18 protein-coding genes are annotated in these 21468 nt (G+C 67.2%); 7 read left to right on the top strand and 11 right to left on the bottom strand.

Annotated elements, in window-relative coordinates:
- The 8 genes from AC5Y30_RS08080 to AC5Y30_RS08045 all read right to left on the bottom strand — a co-directional run bounded on the left by AC5Y30_RS08080 (nucleotide 1) and on the right by AC5Y30_RS08045 (nucleotide 11646).
- Nucleotides 1–1995, bottom strand: coding sequence for an acyltransferase family protein (locus AC5Y30_RS08080; RefSeq protein WP_499917540.1), 1995 nt, complete (start codon nucleotides 1993–1995; stop codon nucleotides 1–3).
- 238 nt (nucleotides 1996–2233) lie between these two features.
- Nucleotides 2234–3661 carry an aldehyde dehydrogenase family protein gene (locus tag AC5Y30_RS08075; protein ID WP_499917539.1) on the bottom strand — a complete coding sequence of 476 codons (1428 nt, stop codon included), beginning with the start codon at nucleotides 3659–3661 and terminating at the stop codon, nucleotides 2234–2236.
- A 27-nt stretch (nucleotides 3662–3688) separates the two neighbouring features.
- Nucleotides 3689–5401, bottom strand: coding sequence for a thiamine pyrophosphate-binding protein (locus AC5Y30_RS08070; RefSeq protein ID WP_499917538.1), 1713 nt, complete (start codon nucleotides 5399–5401; stop codon nucleotides 3689–3691).
- Nucleotides 5402–6541: a CaiB/BaiF CoA transferase family protein gene (locus AC5Y30_RS08065; protein WP_499917688.1), complete on the bottom strand. Its 1140-nt coding sequence runs from the start codon at nucleotides 6539–6541 to the stop codon at nucleotides 5402–5404.
- A 13-nt stretch (nucleotides 6542–6554) separates the two neighbouring features.
- The gene (locus AC5Y30_RS08060; RefSeq protein ID WP_499917537.1) at nucleotides 6555–7490 is read right to left on the bottom strand and encodes an SDR family NAD(P)-dependent oxidoreductase; all 936 of its coding nucleotides are present in this window, start codon (nucleotides 7488–7490) and stop codon (nucleotides 6555–6557) included.
- Nucleotides 7487–9343, bottom strand: coding sequence for a flavin-containing monooxygenase (locus AC5Y30_RS08055; protein WP_499917536.1), 1857 nt, complete (start codon nucleotides 9341–9343; stop codon nucleotides 7487–7489). The genes AC5Y30_RS08060 and AC5Y30_RS08055 overlap by 4 nt, the downstream gene beginning before the upstream one ends.
- A gap of 63 nt (nucleotides 9344–9406) precedes the next feature.
- Nucleotides 9407–10783 (bottom strand): aromatic ring-hydroxylating oxygenase subunit alpha, encoded by a 1377-nt coding sequence (locus AC5Y30_RS08050; RefSeq protein ID WP_499917535.1) that lies wholly within the window; start codon nucleotides 10781–10783, stop codon nucleotides 9407–9409.
- On the bottom strand, nucleotides 10783–11646 hold the full coding sequence (locus AC5Y30_RS08045; protein ID WP_499917687.1) for an SDR family NAD(P)-dependent oxidoreductase: 864 nt from the start codon (nucleotides 11644–11646) through the stop codon (nucleotides 10783–10785). The genes AC5Y30_RS08050 and AC5Y30_RS08045 overlap by 1 nt, the downstream gene beginning before the upstream one ends.
- 219 nt (nucleotides 11647–11865) lie before the next feature.
- Between AC5Y30_RS08045 and AC5Y30_RS08040 the strand changes: the two genes are divergently transcribed.
- Genes AC5Y30_RS08040 through AC5Y30_RS08020 form a run of 5 tightly spaced genes read left to right on the top strand, consistent with a single transcriptional unit; the run spans nucleotide 11866 to nucleotide 18088 of the window.
- Entirely contained in the window at nucleotides 11866–13488 is a 1623-nt protein-coding gene (locus AC5Y30_RS08040) for an SMP-30/gluconolactonase/LRE family protein (RefSeq protein ID WP_499917534.1), read from the top strand.
- Nucleotides 13488–14228: a GntR family transcriptional regulator gene (locus AC5Y30_RS08035; RefSeq protein WP_499917533.1), complete on the top strand. Its 741-nt coding sequence runs from the start codon at nucleotides 13488–13490 to the stop codon at nucleotides 14226–14228. The genes AC5Y30_RS08040 and AC5Y30_RS08035 overlap by 1 nt, the downstream gene beginning before the upstream one ends.
- Complete coding sequence (locus tag AC5Y30_RS08030; RefSeq protein ID WP_499917532.1) at nucleotides 14225–15844, top strand: AMP-binding protein; 1620 nt, start codon at nucleotides 14225–14227, stop codon at nucleotides 15842–15844. Before AC5Y30_RS08035 ends, AC5Y30_RS08030 begins: the two co-directional genes overlap by 4 nt.
- Nucleotides 15837–16619, top strand: coding sequence for an SDR family NAD(P)-dependent oxidoreductase (locus tag AC5Y30_RS08025; protein ID WP_499917531.1), 783 nt, complete (start codon nucleotides 15837–15839; stop codon nucleotides 16617–16619). The genes AC5Y30_RS08030 and AC5Y30_RS08025 overlap by 8 nt, the downstream gene beginning before the upstream one ends.
- Nucleotides 16616–18088 (top strand): AMP-binding protein, encoded by a 1473-nt coding sequence (locus AC5Y30_RS08020; RefSeq protein ID WP_499917530.1) that lies wholly within the window; start codon nucleotides 16616–16618, stop codon nucleotides 18086–18088. Before AC5Y30_RS08025 ends, AC5Y30_RS08020 begins: the two co-directional genes overlap by 4 nt.
- A 15-nt stretch (nucleotides 18089–18103) precedes the next feature.
- Here AC5Y30_RS08020 and AC5Y30_RS08015 read toward each other — a convergent pair whose 3' ends face one another.
- Entirely contained in the window at nucleotides 18104–19246 is a 1143-nt protein-coding gene (locus AC5Y30_RS08015; RefSeq protein WP_499917686.1) for an NDMA-dependent alcohol dehydrogenase, read from the bottom strand.
- 14 nt (nucleotides 19247–19260) lie between these two features.
- Nucleotides 19261–19731, bottom strand: coding sequence for an SRPBCC family protein (locus AC5Y30_RS08010; protein ID WP_499917529.1), 471 nt, complete (start codon nucleotides 19729–19731; stop codon nucleotides 19261–19263).
- A gap of 64 nt (nucleotides 19732–19795) precedes the next feature.
- On the opposite strand from AC5Y30_RS08010, the gene AC5Y30_RS08005 reads away from it, so the two are divergent.
- Together AC5Y30_RS08005 and AC5Y30_RS08000 are read left to right on the top strand one after the other, a co-directional pair.
- Nucleotides 19796–20167, top strand: coding sequence for a nuclear transport factor 2 family protein (locus AC5Y30_RS08005; protein WP_499917528.1), 372 nt, complete (start codon nucleotides 19796–19798; stop codon nucleotides 20165–20167).
- A gap of 43 nt (nucleotides 20168–20210) precedes the next feature.
- Nucleotides 20211–20435: a hypothetical protein gene (locus AC5Y30_RS08000; RefSeq protein ID WP_067122006.1), complete on the top strand. Its 225-nt coding sequence runs from the start codon at nucleotides 20211–20213 to the stop codon at nucleotides 20433–20435.
- Between the two features lie 145 nt (nucleotides 20436–20580).
- Here AC5Y30_RS08000 and AC5Y30_RS07995 read toward each other — a convergent pair whose 3' ends face one another.
- Nucleotides 20581–21351 (bottom strand): SDR family NAD(P)-dependent oxidoreductase, encoded by a 771-nt coding sequence (locus tag AC5Y30_RS07995; RefSeq protein ID WP_499917527.1) that lies wholly within the window; start codon nucleotides 21349–21351, stop codon nucleotides 20581–20583.
- Nucleotides 21352–21468: the final 117 nt, after the last annotated feature.

Genomic DNA, 21468 nt, shown 5'->3' with positions numbered 1-21468 from the left:
CTACCTCAGCGATTCCTCGAGCCACGGCGTCAGCCACTTCACCCCTTCGGGGGTGAGGTGGACGCCGTCGCTGCGCACCTTGATGCCGTCGACCTTGGCGGTATAGACCCCGTCGGGGCACAGCTTCTTGTTCAGGTCGAGGATCGCGACGTTGGGATGGTGGCTGACGGTCTTGCGCAACATGGTGTTCCACAGGTTGGCCCGGTCCGGCTGGTCCTCCGGATACAGCCGACCGTCCGGCTTTTCGCCACCCCGGCTGTAGGGGACGGTCGCGACCACCACGTGCACACCGGTAGCGCCCACGATGGTCAGCGCCCGTTCGAGCTCGCCGTTGAGGTAGGCGTCGAAGGTCGGGTCGCCGATGTGAGTCCACTGGCCTTCGTTGACCCGGTCCACCGTCTCCCAGCGGCCGATGACCAGCAGCGCGACGTCCGGCTGATCCCGGCTGACCTGTGTCGACCAGCGAATCGGCCAGCCATCGCATTCGGACCGTTGCTCCAGGGTCTGGCCGATGTAGCGGTACGGCGTGCCACGCACCAGGCTGCATCCGATGACGGTGTGGTCGAGGAAGGCGAACCCGGGTGTCGGGGGCAGGTAGTGCATCCACGTCCACCCGATCGAATCACCGAACACCGAGACGGTGAACGGCCGGTTGGCATCTCGGGGCCGGCTCGGGCCGGGCGGCGACGGCGAGACCGCCGCGACGGCCGAGACGCCGGGCGGCAGACCGGCCTCACGCAGGCCGGGCCCGGTGCCCACCGGGATCACCAACAGCGTCACCGCGGCCGCGCTGGCCACGGTCGCGGCCGCCAGCGGCAGCAGCGGTACCCGCGCCGGTCGCCAGCGCCGAATGGGTTGTTCGAGCAGCCAATACGACGTTGCGGCCGCCAGTAGCGTGGCACCGCACCGCGCGGCGAACAAGGGCAGGCCGGACCATCCGGTGCGTTCGCCGTTGAGCGCCAAAAAGATTGGCCAATGCCACAAGTAGACGCCGTAGGAGATGGTTCCCAGCCACACCAGGGGTGGCAACGCGAGCGCGCGGGCCACGATTCCGCGCTGCTCCAGCGCGACGGGTGCGATCACGATCACCGCCGCGATCGCGACTCCGATCAGCAAGCCGAGGCGGAATTCGCCGCTGGCCCCGGTCGCGTAGTGGGTCGCCGCCGCCAGTCCCCCCATACCGAACAGCGGCAGGATCCGGGCGACCCGGCGGCCCCACCGGGTGCGGATCATGCACCAGCCGCGGTTCATCGACGGCCAGTCCCGCACCAGGAGCGCGGCCGACGCGGCGCCGACCAGCAACGCCTGCGCACGGGTGTCGGTGCCGAAGTAGATTCGGTCGCGAGTGCCATTGGACGCCAACACGATGGCGAGCGCCGCCGAAGCCAGCGCGCCGAAGGTGGCTATCAGGAACGTCGCGAACCGCACACCGCCGACGGTGGCTCGGGACGAGCGGCGCCTCGCGCGCGCGGCGAGCAGCAGGGTCACGGCGATGAGCAGCACCGGCCAGACGAAGTAGTACTGCTCCTCCACCCCGAGTGACCAGGTGTGCTGTAGCGGCGAGGGCGGCGCGCCCTGGGTGAAGTAGTCGGTCTTCTGGGCGACGAACCGCCAGTTCGCCATCCACACGAAGGCCGCGATGGCGTCGTCGCGCAGGCCGGTCAGCGAACGGTCGGGCAAGAGCTGACGGGCGGCGGCCACGGTGAGCACCATGAGCACCAGTGCGGGCAAGAGCCGGCGCGCACGCCGGATCCAGAAGCCGGTCAACTCGATACGGCCGGTGCGCCCAAGCTCGTCCAGCAGCAGCGAGGTGATCAGGAACCCGCTGAGGACGAAAAACACGTCGACGCCGATGAATCCGCCACTGACGCCCGGGATCCCGCCGTGCCCGATGAGCACCAGCGCGACCGCGATCGCACGCAGCCCGTCGAGCGCCGGGATTCCGCTGGCCCGCTCGGGCCGATCCCAGATCGCCAGCCGGCCGACGCGACGCACGGGGGCCACCCACCGGGGGCGAGTGCGACGAGCCGGTGCGGGGTGAAACCCGCCCGGCTCTGTGCTTGCTGTCAGCGCGCCGTAACTACCATTTCGCCCGGCGCCATGGTTGATGCCGATACGTCGCTGCCCCTCCTGTTGATTTCAGCAAGCCAGCCTAGAGGCGGGCGCACGGGATCAGGTGGAGGACACGCGACGTGTTTTCCGCCGCGCTGCGTTCGGATTTCGGGTGGGCGCGTCAGCCCTTGCCGGGGGCGTAACCCAGGGTGCTCTTGACCTCCAGATACTCGTGGAAGCCGAACTCGCTCCATTCCCGACCGTTGCCGCTGTGCTTGTAGCCGCCGAACGGTGCGTTCATGTCGAATGCGTGATTGATGGTCACCCATCCCGCGCGGATCTTGCGGGCGATCTCGCGCGCCGTGTCGAGGTCGGCGCCCGAAACGTAGCCGGCGAGGCCGTATTGGGTGTCGTTGGCGATCTCGACGGCGTGGTCGAGGTCGTCGTAGCCGAGAATGCACAGCACCGGCCCGAAGATCTCCTCGCGCGCGATCGTCATGTCGTTGGTGACATGGGCGAAGACGGTGGGTTTGACGTAGTACCCCGTGTCGAGTCCCTCCGGCCGGCCCGGGCCCCCCGCGACCACGGTCGCGCCCTCGTCGATGCCCTGCTGAATAAGGCGCTGAACCTTCTCGAACTGTGCCCTCGACGCGACCGGACCGATGGCGGTCGCGTCGCCGCTGCCCACCTGGACTTGTTCGGCGACCTCACGCGCGATGTCAATGGCCTCGGCCATCCGGGAATTCGGGACCAGCATGCGCGAGGGGGCGTTACAGCTCTGTCCGGAATTGGGCATCATGTTGGCCACGCCGGCCTTGACGCCCTGGGCGAAGCCACTGTCGTCGAGGACGATGTTGGGGCTTTTGCCGCCGAGTTCCTGGGTCACTCGCTTCACGGTCGCGGCGGCATTCGTGGCCACATCGACACCGGCGCGGGTGGATCCGGTGAAGGACACCATGTCGATGTCGGGATGGCTCGCCAGGGCCACGCCGACCCCCGGGCCGTCGCCGTTGATCAGGTTGAACACCCCGGCCGGTACGCCGGCGGCATCCAGGATCTCGGCGAAGATGTACGGCGAATAGGGGGCCACCTCAGAGGGTTTCAGGATGACGGTGCAGCCGGTCGCCAGCGCCGGGTAGACCTTGACCGCGACCTGGTTTATCGGCCAGTTCCAGGGGGTGATCAACCCGCAGACACCGATCGGCTCCTTGGCGATCAGTGTCGCCCCTTTCTGTTCGGAGAATTCGAAGTTCTTCAGCGCGTCGATGGCCGTGGTCAGGTGACCGATCCCGAGGAAGACTTGCGGCCCGGCGGCCAGCGAGGGCGGCGCGCCGATTTCTTCGGTGACAGCCTCGGCGAGATCGTCGGCGCGCTTCTGGTATTCGGTGAGGATGGCCTGCAACAGGTCCAGGCGCTGTTCGCGGGTGCTCTGCGACCAGCTGGAGAAGGCCCGGCGGGCGGCATTGACCGCCACGTCGACGTCAGCCGCCGACCCCAGCGAGATTTTCCCGGAAACCTGCTCGGTTGCCGGGTTCTCCACGTCGAATGCATTGGGCCGCAACGGGTCGACCCATTGTCCGTCGATGTAGAACTTCAGGTATTCGCGCATGACATCGGTCCTTTTCTTACTGTGGGCTTACTGAGTGCCTTCGGCGTACCAGGTGCGGAATCGGTCGTACTTCGGCATCTCTTCGGAATTGGCCTTCGGATCGATGCACACGTGCACTACACCGACTTTGCCACTGGCATAAGCGCGGGCGATCGCCGGGCCGATCTCGGATTCCTTCTCGACATACTCGCCGTGGCAACCGAAGCCCTCGGCAACCTTGTCCATCCGGACGTCCTTGCTCCAGTGCACACCGGGCTGCGGCGAGGGCTGGGAGAAGGTGCGCTTGTACACACCCACCTCCAAGCCCCATTGGTGGTCGACGCCCACCACGCACACCAGCGGAAGGTTCTGCCGCGCAGCGGTTTCCAATTCGGCGATGTGGAAGAGGAACGCCGAATCGCTGGTCAACAGCATCACCGGCCGCTTTCCACCCTCGGCGACAGAGGCTCCGACCGCATACGGCAGGCCGGTGCCGAGGTGGCCGAAGTTCTGGTTCCAGATCACGTCGCGCGGCTTGGACTGCGAGTAGGTCCATTGAAAGATCACGGTCGCACCGCCGTCGCGCACGAGGATGCCGTCGTCGAGTTCGTTGAACGCCTTGGTCGCCTCGACGACATAGCGCGCGGGATGAATCGGCGAACGCCCGGACGGTGCCGATTCAGCCATATCCGCAAGCTCTTTCGTGTCCTTGTCGATCAGGGCCTGCAGCGCGGGTGCGGGGTTGCGCGGGGAATCTTTGAGGGCGGAGACCAGTTGCGGCACGACACCGCGCAGATCGCCGACCAGCGCCACGTCGACCGGCCGGTTCACGCCGATGGCCGTCGGATCCTGCTCCACGAGCACCCATCTGCGGTTCGCGTCGTTGCCAGCCCAATGCTGCGTCCGGCCGTAGTGCATGGGCTCACCGAGTTCGGTACCCAGCGCGACGCACAGGTCGGATTCCTCGACCGCCTCGTTGGCGGCCGGCGAGAACAAGTATGGGAACGTCCGCTCCTGTAGTCCCGGGATGAACGAGGTGCCGCCGGAGGTCTGGATCACCGGGCAGGCCATCAACTGTGCCAGCTCCTTGACCTGCTGCTGGGTCCGGGAGGTGTGCACGCCGTGGCCGACCAGCAGCACCGGGCTTTTGGCCCCGCGGATCAGCTTCACGGCCTCGGCCACCTCGCGGGTGCCGGCGCCCTGGTTGACCAGCCGGTAGGCCGACGGGCTCGGCGCGGCGCCCACCTCGAGTTCCTCGAGGATGACGTGCGACGGGAACTCGACATAGGACGGTCCCGGGGTGCCGGACATCGACCTGCGGATGGCCTCGTGGATGATCTCGTCGGTCTGGTCGGCGTATTCGATCGAGCTGCTGTACTTGACCGACGCGGCGAAAAGCGGTTCCTGCTGGACGAATTGGATGCGCCCACGCCGGACCCGACGCTCGGTGACCCGGGCCCGCTGCCCGCCGAGGAAGATCACCGGCGAGTTCTCCACCAGCGCGCACTGGATCGCACCGGCGATGTTGGCCATGCCCGGGCCGAGGGTGCCGATGCACAGGCCGGGCTTACCCGTCATCCGCGACGCCGCCTCGGCCATGAATCCCGCGCTCAGCTCGTGATGCGGCGCGACCACCGACCACCCGCGGGCGTCGGCCTCGGCGAACATGTGCACGAAGTTCGGGTCGGGTATGCCGAACAGCGTGTTCACGCCCTCCGCCTCGAACAGGTCGAGGATCCTCCGATAAACCGGCACGCCCATTTACAGTTCCTTTCCCTCGCGAGCGCCAATTTCGGCGAGTACTTCTTCGGTATCGGCGCCGAGTTCTGGCGCCGGCCCGGCGACGTGGCCCGGTGTCTGCGAGAACCAGGTGGGCACCCCCGGGAAGCGCACCGGCCCGTGCGGGCTGTCCACCGTCTCGAACATGCCGACGGCGTTGAGATGCGGATCGTCGAACAGAGCCTCCGGTGTGTTCAGCGGCGCCGCCGGAATCTCGAGGTCGCGCAGCAGCTGCAGCCACTCCGCGGTGGTCCGCTCCTTCATGGTCTCGGCCAGCAGTCCGTAGACGGTGTCGATCTCGCGGGCGCGCTGTTCCAGCGTCGCGTACAACTCGCTGGCCCACGGCGGCTGAACGGCTTTCATGAAGGCGTTCCAGTGCTTGTCGTTGTAGATCAGCGCGGCGATGTAGCCGTCGCTGGTCCGGTACGGGCGGCGGTTGGGCGCCACCGTTCGCGGATACACCGCCGGCCCGAGGGGCGGGTCGAACAGGGCGCCGTTGGCGTGTTCGACGAGCATGAACGAGGCCATGGTCTCGAACATGGCGACTTCGACCTCTTGGCCCTGGCCGGTGCGCTCACGATGGAACAACGCCATGGTCGTCGCGTACAGCGCGGTCAGCCCGGCGATCTTGTCGGCCATGATGGTGCCGACGTAATCGGCCTCGCCGGTCAATTGCCGTTGCACCGCGGGCAGGCCGCACTCGGCCTGGATCGTGTCGTCGTAGGCGGGGCGGTCGTGGTCGGGGCCGCGTCGACCGTACCCGTAGCAATTGGTGTAGATGATTGCGGGATTGATCGCGGCGACGTCGTCATAACCGAAGCCGAGTTTGGTGATCGCCTTGGCGCGCATCGAGTGGATGAACACGTCGCCGGTCTCGACGAGAGCGCGTAGCGCGCGCGCCCCGGCGTCGGTCTGCAGGTCCAGCACGACGCTGCGCTTGCCGCGGTTGACGTTGACGAACACCCCGCTCATGCCCGGTGCCGGACCCACCGAGATGTAGCGGGTGTTATCCCCTTGCGGCGGTTCGACTTTGATGACGTCTGCACCCATGTCGGCCATGATCTGCGTGCAGTACGGCCCCATCACCATCGCGGTGAGGTCGATGACGCGCAGCCCCGCCATCGGGCCGGTCGGGCTAGCCATTGAGCGCCCCCTGGTCGGTCGAGCGGTGCGCGAGCTCGAAGCTGTAGCGGATGTGCCGGTCGTGCCCGTCGGGCACGACCGGGAAGATCAGCGGCGCCTCGACGTAGCGGATCGCGTCCAGATGGCTGCCGACGTCCTCGATCGTCCACGACGACCGGCACACGCCCGGGCTTTCCGCGATGACCGCCCGCGCCACGCGACCCGCCAGCGCGACGAAGAGTTCACCGGTCACCGAGCAGGATTCATGGGAAAGCCAACCGACCACGGGCGCAACGAGTTCCGCGCCCATCGGCGGGTAGGAGGAGGTGTCGATGCCGTCGGCCATTCGCGTCACCGCGGCCGGCACGATCACGTTGCACCGCACGCCCTCGGCGGCGCCCTCGAGCGCGGCGACGTTCGACAACCCGATCACGCCGGCCTTGGCCGCCGCGTAGTTGGCTACGTTGTGGTTGCCGTACAGGCCGCCGATCGACGACGTCAGCACGATGCGGCCGTAACCCGCCTCGCACATGACCGGAAACGCCGGCCGCACCACGTTGAACGCGCCGCGTAGGTGCACATCGAGCACGGCGTCGAAGTCCTCGTAGCTCATCTCCTTGAGCGACGCGCGACGCACGTTGCCGGCGTTGTGGATCAGAACGTCGATGCCGCCGTAGTTTTCGAGTGCGGTCCCGATGATCGCCTCGCCGCCTGCGCGGGTCGCAACCGACGCGCTGCACGCCACGGCCTGGCCCCCGGCCGCCGTGATCTCAGCGACCACCTGCTCGGCCGGCCCGGCGTCGCTCCCGCCGCCGTCCAGGCGGCCGCCGGCATCGTTGACGACCACCTTCGCCCCCCGCGAGGCCAGGAGCAAGGCGTAGGAGCGGCCGAGCCCTCGGCCGCCCCCGGTGACGACCGCGACCCTGCCGTCGAACCTCAAGTCGCTCACGAAAGCTCAAGGCCTTCCAAGTCACCCTTGGCGCGCCACTCGGCGATCAGGTCACCGAAGGCGTAGAAACCCGGCGAGTAGAAATCGCCGAGGAACGCACCGTTGTCTTTGGCGCCACCCTGGCCTTCATTGTTGTAATAGCCAGGGGTGCAGGACATCTCGAATGCCGAGTTGTCGATAGCGAGCTCGGCAACCGTCCTGACCCAGCCGTCTTGGCCCTCCTGACTGGGTTCAACGACGGTGGCACCGCGCTTTTGCGCTTCGGCGATGATGTAGGCGATGTGCTCGGCCTGCTGCTCGAACATCGCGGTGGTGTTGGCCGAGACGCCGCCCTGGATGAAGCCCGTGAAGAACTGGTTCGGGAATCCGCGGGTGGTCATGCCGTGCAACGTCTGGTAGCGGTCGTGCCAGTAGTCGAACAGCGACAGCCCGTCTCGACCCTCGATGACGTCGACGGCGAAGCGTCGACTGATCTCCGTGGAGATCTCGAAACCGCTGGCGAATACGACGCAATCGACCTCGTACTCGACGCCGTTGGCGACGATGCCCTTCTCCGTCAGGCGTTCCACGCCCTTGGACTCCGACACGTCCACCAGCGTCACGTTAGGCAGGTTGAACGCCGGCAGGTAGGTCTCGCTCGAACACGGCCGCTTACACATGAAGCGGTAGTACGGCTTGAGTGCCTCGGCGGTGTCGGGGTCGTCGACCAGCGCGGCCACGCGGCGGCGCAGCCGCTCCATGATCTTGTAATCCTCTTCCTCGCGGATCGCCATGATCTCCTCGATCCCCAGCGAGGCGGGATCCGGGCTGGCGGCAATCCGGGCGGTCATGTTGCGCCCCAATTCGGTCCAGAAGTCGCACACCAGATCCGGCTCGCCGAAGACCACCCCAACAAACGGTGACCAATTGTGGAAGTTACGTTTGCGCTCCTCCTGCCAACCGGGCTGCAGCGCCGCCGCCCAGGCCGGGTCGGTGGGTGTGTTGGCCCGCATGTCCACCGACGACGGGGTGCGCTGGAACACGAAGAGCTGCTTGGAATCCCGGCCGAGATGCGGCACCAGCTGGACGCCGGTAGCCCCCGTGCCGACGAGTGCGACCCGCTTGTCAGCCAGCTTATGCAGCCCGCCGTTGGCATCGCCACCTGTGTAGTCGTAGTCCCAACGGGCGGAATGGAATGCGTGGCCGCCGCCGTTTAGGTACTCCTTGATACCGGGGATGCCGGGCAGCTTTGGCTTGTTGTACGAGCCCTGCGCCATCACCACAAACCGTGCGCGAATGTCGTCGCCGCGGTTGGTGGTCAGCCGCCACCGCGTTATCTTCTCGTCCCAGCGCATGGTCTCGACCTGGGTAGAGAAGATCGCGCCATCGTAGAGGTCGAAGTGTTTACCCATGGCCTGGCAGTGCGCGAAGATTTCGGCCCCGTCGGCGAACTTCTTGCTCGGCAGGAAATTGAGCTCCTCGAGCATCGGGATGTAGCAGTAGGAGTCATTGTCGCACTGGATGCCTGGGAAGCGGTTCCAATACCACACTCCGCCGAAGTCTCCGGCCATATCGATGATCCGAACATCCTGTACGCCGGCCTTTTTCAGGTAGGCACCGGACAACAATCCGGCGAACCCACCGCCGAGGACGGCCACCTCTAGGTCCTCGTTGATCGGCGCGCGGTCGGCGATCGGAGTGTACGGGTCTATCTCGTAGAAGTCCGCCAGGTCACCTTCGAGTTCGAGGTACTGCGCGCCGCCGTCGACGCGTAGGCGCTTGTCGCGCTCCTGGGCGTACTTGGCCCGCAGCGCGTCTATGTCGACGTCTTGCGCTACGTCGGTGGGCCCGCAGGGCTCGTCAGCGGTGGTCATGCGTCTCCTTCTGATAGTGCCGACCCGCGGCGCCCGGCGCCCGCGCCGCGCTTGCGATCGGCACTAAAGCTCCTGCGGTTCGCCGGTACCCATGTACTTCGACAGTTGATGATGGAGATTGACGGTGCTGCGCTCGCGGTACGGGTTGGGTTTGGTGCCCGGGAAGGCAAGAGACTTCATGCCCTGCTGCACGGCGGCCATGTTGGAGAAGTCCTGCGGTAGGACCGAGCGCCACCGGGGGTCTCCGACCGGCGTGTACTCCCACTCCGTCTGCGGCTCTTGGCCTTTCGGGTACAGCTCGAAGACGGACACCTCGAAGATGCACTTGTCCGGGTTGTAGCTGGGATGCGGCCGCGCGCCGTAGCACAGCGCGCTGGTCAGACCCTGGCCGATCTGGAAGTTCGGGAAGATCTGCCATGCGGTGCCGGCCTGCCCGAGTATGTCGGCGGGGATCGTCGGCCAGATCACCCCGCGGGCCTCGTCGTCGCGGCGTGCCGACGCCAGCCAGTGCTCGAGCACCTTGTCGGCCGGTGTCCCCTCGGGCAATTCGTCGACCAGCCGCCTGGCGGCATTCACCAGCGTCTGGGTGGTGGTGGCGTTGGTCTCCTCCATCGTGTACACCTGCATCTCCGCGGTCGACACCCGCGGATCGGCGCCGATGCCCAGGCGGATCTTGGACTTGGTGGCCTCCATGTCCTCGGGCGCGTCATAGCCGATATTGCTGTGCCTGCCTTGGGCTTTCGCCCAGCCCTTGAACTCACCGAACTTGTTGAACTCCGGATGGGTGGTGTAGACGTGGTAGGTCTCGTTGAAGGCCTCCAGCGCGACCTTCCAATTGCAGTCGAAGATGACCCATTTGCGCCACTTGTAGCGCATGTTCTCACACCCGAACGGGTCGAGGATCTTCGCGGCGGGAAACAGGAAGTCGGCCAGCGGCTCGCAGTCGGGGTCCATGTTGATCCACAGCCAGCCGCCCCACGTGTCGACTCGGACGGGTCGAAGGTGGGTGTTGTCGGGGGTGAGAGCGCCCTGCCAGTCCTGTTGTTCGCGGATATGCGTGCACGCGCCGTCCAGGCCGTAGGTCCAGCCGTGAAAACCACAGACGAACGACTTTCGGGTTCGCGCGCAGGCGTTCTTGGCTCCTTCGGGTGTGTCGATCAGCCGGCGGCCGCGGTGCATGCAGACGTTGTGGTGGGCGTGAAACTCGTTGTCACCGGTGCGCACAACGATGATCGAGTCGTCGAGGATGTCATAGGTAAGGTAACTGCCCACCTCGGGGAGCTCCTCGACGCGGCCGACCTGCTGCCAGACCTTGCGCCACAGCTTGTCGCGCTCGGCGCGGGCATAGTCCTCGGAGATGTAGGCCTCGACTCCGATCGTCATCGGCTGCGAGAGTTCTTCGGCCGCTTCGGGATTCGCGCCTTTCGCCGGGCGGGTCATCATAACCTCCTCATCGCCGCGCGGAAGGATTCGTCATGCAGGAACAGCGACGTGTTGTCGGCGCCGAGGTGACTCCACTTGAGGCCCAGGCCGCCGTCGACGAGCAGCGTCTGGCCGGTGATATAGCTCGACAGCTTCGAGAGCAGGAAGAGGATGGCACCGGCCTGCTCCTCGGGAAGCCCACGTCGGCCCATCGCGATCGCCTGGCGGTCGCGCTCGGGGTCCTCGTCGACATAGGTGCGCGAAGCCGCCGTTTCGGTGACGCCGGGCGCCACCGTGTTGACCCGAATTCCGGCCTGCGCCAACTCGAGTGCCATCGTGCGGGTCATCGCGGTGATCGCGGCCTTGGCCGTTCCGTAGGCGATGTGAAACGGCGCGGTGTTCATGCCGCTGATCGAGGAGATCGACACGATCGATCCCTGCCGGTGCTGGGCGACGAGTTCACGCGCGACGGCCTGGCTCATGAAGAACGCGGTGTCGAGGTTGTCGGCGAAGATCTTGCGCCAGTCCCCACGCGTCACCCGGGTGGACGGCATCCAGGTCGACGGCTCGGCGCCGCCGGCGACGTTGACCAGGCCGTACAACCCGCCGTCGGCTTGGCGCGTGTGGTCGATCACCGTGGCGATACCCTCGTCGGTCGACGCGTCGGCCGCGACAGGCACCACGGCCAGTCCCTGGTGTGCCAGCGGGGCGATGTGTTCGTCGAGGTTCTCCTTGGATCGGCTTACCGCGATCACGGTGGCTCCCGCCCGGGCGGTCATGGCCGCAACGGTCGTGCCGATGCCGCCCCCGCCGGCGCCGGAAACCACCACGACGCGGCCGTCGAGACCTAGAAGGTTGACGTGATCCTGGTGATCGGCCATGACCTGCTTTCCCCGCCGCCGCCGCGCCAGCGATCGCAACGAGCTCGATTTACTCATTTTGTCCGGACAAAATGTGGCATTCTGCCCGTTGGAGAACACTATTCCGATCCGAAGACTTCGCTGTCAAGGTCCGTTTGCGCGCCGATGACAGCTATTGTCTGGACTAAGAGGAATTGATAGCGTCCAGCCCAACCGGCTGACGGAAGGACCTCGGCGAGCATGTCCATCTCAAGGGCCATCCCAACGCTGCCCTCGCGGTATGCGCCGCCGCACCCCGTCGACGTGGCCGAGGGCTGGGAGCTCGAACGGGTCACCGCGCCCAGCCGGCTGTTCGGCGCCAATGGCCTGCGCACCGGCCCGGACGGGCGCATCTACATCGCCCAGGTGACCGGCAGTCAGATCAGCGCGCTCGATCACCGCACCGGGGACATCTTCACCGCGAGCCCCAAGGGCGGCGACATCGTGGCGCCCGACGACGTCGCGTTCGACGCCGGCGGCAACCTGTACGCGACCGAGGTGATGGACGGCCGGGTGAGCGTGCGTGACACCGGCGGCCGCACGCGAGTGCTGCGCGACGACGTGCCGTCAGCCAACGGCATCACCTTTCATGCGGGCCGGTTGTTCATCGGAGAATGCCGTGAGGGTGGGCGGCTGCTGGAATTCGACCTGGCGGGCGGGCCGCCGCGGGTGCTCCTGGAGAACGTGCCCTCGCCGAACGCGATGGAGGTCGGCCCGGACGGCCTGTTGTACTTCCCGGTGATGGGGGCCAACGAGATTTGGCGCATCGACCCTGATGGCGGCGAGCCGCACTGTGTGGCAACCGGTCTCGGTGTGCCCGACTCGGTCAAGTTCGACGCGCAGGGCTACATCGTCTCGACGCAGGTGGCCAGCGGGCAGGTGCTGCGCATCGATCCGCGCAGCGGCGATCAACGCGTGCTCGCCCAACTGAACCCCGGCCTGGACAACTGCACCTTCGTCGACGACCGGCTGTTCGTGTCCAACTTCACCGGCGAGATCACCGAGATCTCACCGGACGGCACAACGCGATCCGTGTTGGCGGGCGGCCTCAACTGGCCGATGGACCTGGCGATGGGCCACGACGGCCGGCTCTACATCGCCGACGGCACCTACTTCTACGTCGCCCAGCCAGATGGGTCCCTGCGCACCGCGGGAATGTTGTTCAGCCCCGGCTATCCCGGCTTCCTGCGCGGCCTCGCCGCGAGCGGGCCCGGCGAGTTCGTCGTCACCACGTCCGGCGGCCAGGTCGCCCGATACCGTCCGGAGGCGTGCGAAACCGAGGTATTGGCAGACGGTTTCGACCAGCTCTACGGTATCGCCTTGAGCGCGGGCGGTGTGGTGTTCGCCGAGCTGGGCACCGGACGGGTGCTGTCGCTGCAATCGGGCGGTGTTGAGGTGCTGGCGAAAGAGCTGCGTGAGCCCGTCGGGGTTGCGGTCGACGCGGGCGGGGCGTGTCTGGTGGCCGAGGCCGGAGCCGGCCGGGTGCTGCGGGTGAGCGGGTCAGGGATCGACACCGTGATCGCCGATCTGCGACGCCCGCAGGGCATTCTGGTCCGGGGCGGCGTGCTCTATATAGTCGATGCCGGCGCCAAAGAATTGGTCGAGTTCGATCTGACCACCAGCGCACGGCGGACGATTGCGGCCGGGCTGCCCGTCGGCCCCCCGCCGGGTGTCACGCCCAAACCGCTGCGCGGCATGCCACCGTTCTCCGGGCCGCAGGGTCCGTTCGCCGGCATCACCGCGTCGGCCGATGGGACGCTCTACCTCTCCGCCGACGGCGAGGGCAGCGTGCTGGCGGTGCGCGCGAGGCCGGACGGACCGTGATGCCGCAGGCGATCGCGGGCGACCACCGCTACCTCCAGATCGCGCGCACCCTGCGCAAGGAGATCGTCGACGGGGTTTACCCGGTGGGTTCGCAGTTGCCCACCGAGCACCAACTATGCGAGCGCTTCGCGGTCAGCCGCTACACCATCCGTGAGGCGCTGCGCCGGCTGCGCGAGGACAACTTGGTGGCTTCCCGGCCGCGCGCGGGCACCCGGGTGGTTCCCCGGCCGGCATCGAGTTCCTATGCGCAGGACGCGATGTCGATCGACGACCTCCTCGCGTTCGCGGCCGGCGCGCAGCTGACCATCGAATCCAACGCGATGGTGACGATCGACGACGACCTCGCCGAACTGACCGGCCTGGAGGTCGGCACCCAGTGGCTGTCGGTCCGCGGCTACCGGCAGGCCGAGGGCGCGCCGGTTCCGCTGTGCCGGACGGAGTACTACATCAACCGCAGTTTCGCGGCGGTGGGCAGGTTGCTGCAACGCCACGCCGGCCCGATATTTCCCTTGATCGAGGACCTTTTCGGGGTGAGCGTCGCCCAGTTGCACCAAGAGATCGCCGCCGTCCTGCTCGCACCGGAGTTGGCGGATGGTCTCGGTGCCGAAGCGGGCACGGCCGCGCTGCAGATGCGGCGCACATACACGACCTCCGACGGCGAGGTGGCCCAGGTGACGGTCAACACCCACCTGTCGTCGAGGTTCCGGTACGCGATGACGATGCGTCGCGTGGATGAATGACGGCGCCCCGAGATGAGGTCGTGGTGATCGCCCGGGCCAGCGGGGCGCATGCGGCGGAGGCATACCGGCGCGGGTGGTGGGTGCGCACGACGCTGGCCGATGCGCTCCGCGAGGCCGCATCCGAAACGCCCCACCGAACAGTTCTGGTGGACAACGACGTTCGTTTGGACTGCACCGCCCTGTACAACCGGGCCGGCGCGCTGGCCGGCGCGCTGCTGGCGCGCGTGCCGACAGGCAGCACCGTGTCGTTCATGTTGCCGAACTGGCACGAGAGCGCTGTCATTTACCTGGCCGCGACGCTCGCGGGGATGGTGGTGAACCCGATCCTGCCGTCGCTGCGCGACCACGATCTGCGGTACATCCTCGAAGACGCCGGCACCGCAGTGATTTTCGTTCCGAGGCATCACGGCGGCCATGACTACGCGGCGATGCTCGAGCGCGTGGCGGCCGCGATGAGCCGCGCGCCGGAGGTGGTGGTGCTGCGCGGTGACGCCGGGCCGCACACGCCGTATGCGGCCCTGGTGCAGGAGCCACCGCACGCCGCGACCCTTCCGGTGCTCGATCCCGATTCCGTGCGGATGATCCTCTACACGTCCGGCACCACGAGCCGGCCGAAAGGCGTCCTGCACAGCCACAATTCGATGCACGCGCTGATCCGTCAGATCCGCGACCACTGGATGATCACCCCGGGTGACACGTTCCTGGTGCCGTCGCCGGTCGCCCACATCGGCGGCTCGATCTACGCGTTCGAATGCCCGCTGCTGCTGGGCACCACCGCGGTGCTGATGGACCGGTGGGATGCGGGTAGGGCGGTCACCCTGATGGACTCGCAGCGGTGTACCCACATGGCGGGGGCGACGCCGTTCCTGCAGCAGCTGTTGTCCGCGGCCGGACGCGCCGGCACCCGGCTGCCCGACCTGAAGATGTTCATCTGTGGTGGCGCCTCGGTGTCGCCGTCGCTGATCCGCAGCGCCACAGCCTATTTCGACCGCGCCGTGGTCACCAGGGTGTACGGCTGCACGGAGGTGCCCGTCGCGACGATCGGTGCGCCCGGACCCGGGGAGGCCGGTTACGCCGCGGACACCGACGGCAGGCCCGGGATCGCCGAGATCAAGCTCGCCGCACACGACTCCGCGCCCGACGGCGACGGGGAGATCTGTGTTCGCGGCCCGCAGATGCTGCTGGGTTACCGCCACCCCGAGGACGACTCCTTCGATGCCGCAGGGTTTTTCCGCACCGGCGACCTGGGCCGCTGGGTCGACGACACGTACCTCGTGGTGACCGGCCGGGCCAAGGACGTCATCATCCGCAGCGGCGAGAACATCTCGGCCAAGGAGGTCGAGGACCTGCTCGCCGACCACCCCGGCATCGCCGAGATCGCGGTCGTCGGGCTGCCCGACGAGCGCACCGGAGAACGCGCCTGTGCGGTGATCGTGCCCGCCCGCGGCGCGCGCCCGGACGTCGCGAGCCTGCTCGACATGTTGGTGAGCAAGGGCGTGGCCAGATTCAAGGCCCCCGAACAGGTTGAGATCTGGGATGCCCTGCCGAAAAACGATGCGGGGAAGATACTCAAGCATCGGATCCGGGCGGCTCTGACACCGGCGAAGGATGGGTGATATGCAGGTCGCAATCGTCACGGGAGCAAGCAGCGGCATCGGCTTGGGTTGCGCCACAAAGCTCGCCGAGGCGGGCATGGCGGTTGTCGGCATCGGCCGCGACGAGGGGCGGCTGGCCGAGCTGGGCAGGGCCGTCGGTGATCCGGAGCGCGTCGCGACACTTGCCGTCGATCTCACGGACGACGATGCGCCGCGCCGCATCGTGGACCTCGCGGTGCGCCGGTGGGGTCACATCGACTTCCTGATCAACAATGCCGGAGTCGGCAGCCCCAAGCCGCTGCACGAAACCGACGACGAAACCCTGGACTACTTCTTGGGTTTGATGCTGCGCGCGCCGTTTCGGCTCGCCCGCGACGTGCTACCGCACATGGGGCCCGGGTCGGCGATCATCAATGTGACATCGACTTTCGCGGTCGTCGGTGGCCTGCGCGGCGGCGCCTATTCCGCCGCCAAGGGCGGACTCACGGCCCTGACCACCCACATCGCCTGCCAATACGGCGCGTCCGGCATCCGTTGCAACGCCGTCGCGCCCGGAGTGACGGTGACGCCGATGGTCGAGCAGCGCCTGGAGGATGAGCGTTTCCGCAAGATCAACACCGAAATGACGCCGCATCAGCGGCTGGGCCGCGTCGACGACATCGCCAGCACCGTCGCCTTCCTGTGCTCGCCGGGCGGCAGCTTCATCAACGGCCAAACGATCGTCGTCGACGGCGGCTGGAGCTCGACGAAATATCTTTCGGAGGCCGCGCTGGCGGCGCAGTGGATCGAGCGATGAATCTGTTCGCCCTGCTCGATCAGGCCGCGACCCGGTTTCCCGATCGCGGTGCGGTGTATCACGGAGATCGACTGGTGTGCACGTGGGATGAGTTGCGCGACCGCGCCTTACGTCTGGCCGCGTCGATCCGGCAACAGCATGGTGCGGGCGCGCGAATCGCCATCGCGACCCACAACCGTCCCGAGACCATCGAGTTGATGTTCGCGACCTGGGCCGCCGAGTGCGTCCTCGTCCCGATCAACTACAAGCTGCACCCGCGCGAGATGGCGCAGATCCTCGACGATGCGGGCGCGGCGCGGGTCTTCGCCTCGTCGGCCATCGGCACCGAGCTGGCGCCGGTCACCGCGACGACGACGGAAGCCATTGATTCCGAGGGCTATTCGCGGCGATTGGGCGTCGGCCCGGCACCTCCGCCGCGCACCGATCCGGCTGCGCTGGCGTGGCTGTTCTACACCAGCGGGACCACCGGCCGGGCCAAGGGTGCGATGCTGTCGCACCGCAACCTCATGGCGATGACGGTCGCGCACCTCGCTGACATCGACGCTCCGGACGAGGACTGCAGCCTGGTGCACGCGGCGCCGATGTCGCACGGCTCCGGACTCTACGTCCTGCCGTACGTGCTGCGCGCTGCCCGGCAGGTCGTGCCGGTGTCGGGGGGTTTCGACCCCGACGAATTCCTGGATCTGTGCGAACGTCACCCAGCCGCCAGCACTTTCCTGGCGCCGACGATGGTGCAGCGGCTGGTGGATACGGGCCGCGGCCGGCCGGCCAATCTGAAGGCGATCGTCTATGGCGGCGGTCCGATGTACTCCGAAGGCCTGCGCAAGGCGATCGCGGCATTCGGCCCGGTCTTCGCGCAGATTTACGGACAGGGCGAGTCGCCGATGACCATCACCGGGCTGCGCCGCGCCGATCACGAATCCGATGACGACGCGATTCTGGGGTCCGTCGGCTATGCGCGGTCGGGGATGGAGGTCGCCGTGCTGGCTGCGGATGGCCGCGTGGCGCCGCGCGGCGAGATCGGCGAAATCGTCTGCCGCGGAGACGCGGTCATGTCCGGCTATTGGCGCAATCCCGACGCCACGCGCGCGACCCTCAAAGAGGGCTGGCTGTACACGGGCGACATGGGCTCGTTCGGCGCGCGCGGTTTTCTCACGCTGCGGGATCGGTCGAAGGACGTCGTCATCAGCGGCGGGAGCAACATCTACCCCCGCGAGGTGGAGGAGGCTCTGCTCGAGCACCCCGATGTCGCCGAGGCTTGCGTGGTGGGCGCCCCCGATGCCGAATGGGGTGAGGTGGTGGTCGCGTTCATCGTGGGCGCGGCCGAGCCGGCCGCGCTGGACGCCCACCTGCTGCGCCGCATCGCGCGCTTCAAGCGGCCCAAGCGCTACGAATTCGTCGACGAGCTACCGAAAAACAGCTACGGCAAGGTGCTCAAGCGAGAGTTGCGGGCCGGCTTGGCGCAGTGAGACCGGTCGGCTCGGTCAGAGATCGGCGAAGTCAATGATTCCGCGAATGTTGCGGCCCTCGCGCAGATCCACGAACGCCTCGTTGATCTGGTCGAGTTGGTAGTGCCGGGTGACCAACTCGTCGAGTTTCAGCGCACCCGCCTGATACATCGACAACAGCAACGGCACGCTGGTGCGCGGATTCATCCCGCCGTAGAGCGCTCCCCGAAGCTGTTTGGCCGACAGCACCATCTCTTGCAGGATCAGCGGTACCACGGGTTCGGTGTACGGGGTGATGCCGGTGACCACGCATATCCCCCCTTTGCGAAGCAGCCGCATGGCCAAGGGGATCAGCTCCACGTGCAGCACGCCGGGCGTCACGACGACGCGGTCGGCCATGACGCCGGTGGTGATGTCGGCCACCAGCGATACGGCCTCCTCGGCGGAGGCCGCGGAGTGAGTGGCGCCGAAGATCTTGGCCGAATCGCGTTTGTATTCAACGGGATCCACCGCGACCACATAGGTTGCCCCGGCGGCTCGGGCCCCCTGCAGGGCGTTCATACCGACGCCGCCGGTGCCGATGACGACCACCGTGTCGCCCGGCTCGGTGCCCGCCGATATCGTTGCGGAGCCCCAGCCGGTGCTGACGCCGCACGACACGAGTGAGGCGGCGTGGAAGGGGATCGCGTCGTCGATCTTGATGACGGACTTTTCGGTGAGCACGGCATATTCGGCGAACGTGCCGAGCTGACCGTAAGCCATGAGGTCTTCGTCGCCGAGGTGCCGGCGACAGGTTCCGTCGGTCGGCATCTCCCTGGAGAACAGACTCGCGCCGTCGTCGCAGATGTAACTCTGACCGTTTACGCAGAACCGGCAACTCCCGCATGCGGGAATGAACGACATCGCCACATGGTCCCCCGGCCGCACCGACGTCACACCCGGGCCGATCTCTTCGACGACACCGGCGCCCTCGTGACCACCGAGCATCGGGAACCAGTCGGGCTCAGGGATACCCGTTGACGCACGTACCTCGGGGGTCGGCAGCACGTCGCCGGTGACGAGGTGGTCATCGGAGTGGCAGATGCCGGCAACGGCCATGCGTACCAAAACCTCACCGGCGCGGGGCGGATCGAGTGCAACCTCGCGGATCTCCCAATCCCTGCCGACCCCTTCCAGCACAGCGGCACGACACTTCATTGCGACCTCCCAGACTCGAAGTGACTCCTGATGCCGGCCAGCATCTTGACGTGCGCCTTGACCCCTTCGCGGATGGTCACGCCGGCCAGTAGCCGCGGGGCGGTTATGCCTATCCGCTCGGTGACTCGGGTGCCGCCGTCCGCCGGATCGAAACTCACCGTGCCGCGCAGCCGAACCCCGGGCGACTGATCGGCCTCGGTCAGCACGTCGCCGCGCGCGGGCACTCGCAGCCGGGCCCGATAGCTGGTGCGTATGGTCAACGGCCCCAATGGGATTCGGTCGACCACGCGGTAGGTCTGCTGGTAGCCGTCCGGGGTTGCGCTGCGGGACACCGTTTCCACGGACACGATCAGCGGGTGCACGAGCTTGATGTTGTCGAGGTCCACGTAGAAGTTGCGGACCGCCTCGGGCGGCGCGGGCACGTGTTCGGACAGCGTCCGTTCGGCGTGCACGGTCCACCAACTCATAAGAGGAACCTAGCCGGGCAACGATTCGGCGCTTACCGTGGACTCACGAGCGAGCGGAGAAGACATGGGCACCGAAGGCCAAGTGGTCGAACGCTACCTGGAATGCCTGGCGGCTCATGACTGGGACGGACTGGCCGACACCATCGCCGAGGAGGGCCTGACCCGGGAGGGGCCGTTCTGCGACGTGGTCGAGGGCAAGGCGCACTACGTCGCCTACCTGCGCAAGGTGTGCACCAATCTGCGGGGCCACCGGCTGGACGTGCGGCGGGTCTCGCGCGTGGATTCGCGGGTGTCGTTCGCCGAGCTGTCCGAGACATTCGAGATCGATGATGTCGCGAGCACGTGGCCCGAATGCATCCGGTTCGAGCAGAACGACGACGGGTTGATCTCTCACGTCAGCGTGTTCTTCAAGCAGCGGGGCGCCGCCGCGAAGTAGCGGTCTATTCCCTCATTTGCGGAATTGACCTAACGTGTCATGCATGGAGGCAGATGGAACTCCGGAGTCGGTGTCGGTCGAGAGCTTGCACTCGGGCGACCCGATCACCGATTGTGGTCAGCGGTACATAGTTCTCGAATCGAAATCCTTCAGCGACAGCTGCGTGGTGCTCGAGCTGGAATCCAGGGTGGATCACCAACTGCAGGTCATCGAGAAGTCGTTTCCTGCCGGGTATCAGGTCGGCAGGGCGAACCACCGAATCTTATAGCCTGAATCTCTGAGCCGAACATTGCGCGAGTAGCCGGTCGACGGCTACCGCGCTTTCGTGTTTTTGGGCCATGTACCAGCGCGGCTGAGAACACGAAATCCGCTGCGCCACTGAGTTTTCGCGCGGCGGCGGATGGCGTGGGTGGTCAGGACAGCGCCGCCAGGCCGGTGGAGCTGAGTAGGTACGCGCCGCCTTCGGCGGCGGCGCCAGTGGCGATCTCCAGGACCGACTTGCCCACCAGTTCGGCGGTGAGCGCGGGTCCGGCGGCCCGCAGGAACGAGTCCACGTCGACGCCTTGCCGTTCGGCGTAGGCGGCGACGGCGACCGCGCCGAGGTCGGTGGCCGGCGTCAGCCGCGGCAGCACGGCGGTGAAGCCGATCCCCAGCCCGGCGCGTTGCGCTTCCATGGCCGCATAGCCGGTGATGAACCTGACGGTCGCCTTCGCGCCCGCGTAGCCGCCGGACAGCGGTGATCCGTTCAGCGCGGCGCCGCTGGACATCACGATCACCGAGCTGCCCGGCGCCAGCGGGCGTCGCAGCGCTTCGCGGATCCAGTGAAATGCCTGCGCCACGTCCACGTTCCAGTTCGCGCTGAACGTCTCCCAGGTCTGATCCGGTAGCGGCGTCATCCGCGGCGTCGCCCCGGCGCACAGCACAAGTGTGCGCGGCCGGTACTGGTCGATGAGCCGACGGGCCGTCCCAGGTTCGGCGGCGTCGGCCACCTCCGGGGTGAACGCGTCGCCGAGCCGGGTGCGCACCTCTTCGAGTTGCGATCGGGTACGCGCAACGCCGACGACCTGTGCGCCCGCCGCCGACAGCGCACCGGCGATGGCACGGCCGAACCCGCGACCGGCTCCGGTGATGATCGCGGTGGTGCCGACGAGCCCGTCGGCATGGGCGGTGCGGGGCTGGTTCATGGTCTTCTCACTCTCGCTGGTGTGGCGGCCGTTGCCGCGTCTTCACTGATTCAGATACGAAGCCGCATCGGGATTCATCGCGCCCGGACCGATGAATTTCGGCGGCGCGACGTCTCT

The organism is Mycobacterium sp. NGS27 (genome assembly GCF_059813005.1).
The sequence above is the reverse complement of the archived record's forward strand: the minus strand, read 5'-3'. Positions and strand labels throughout refer to the sequence as shown.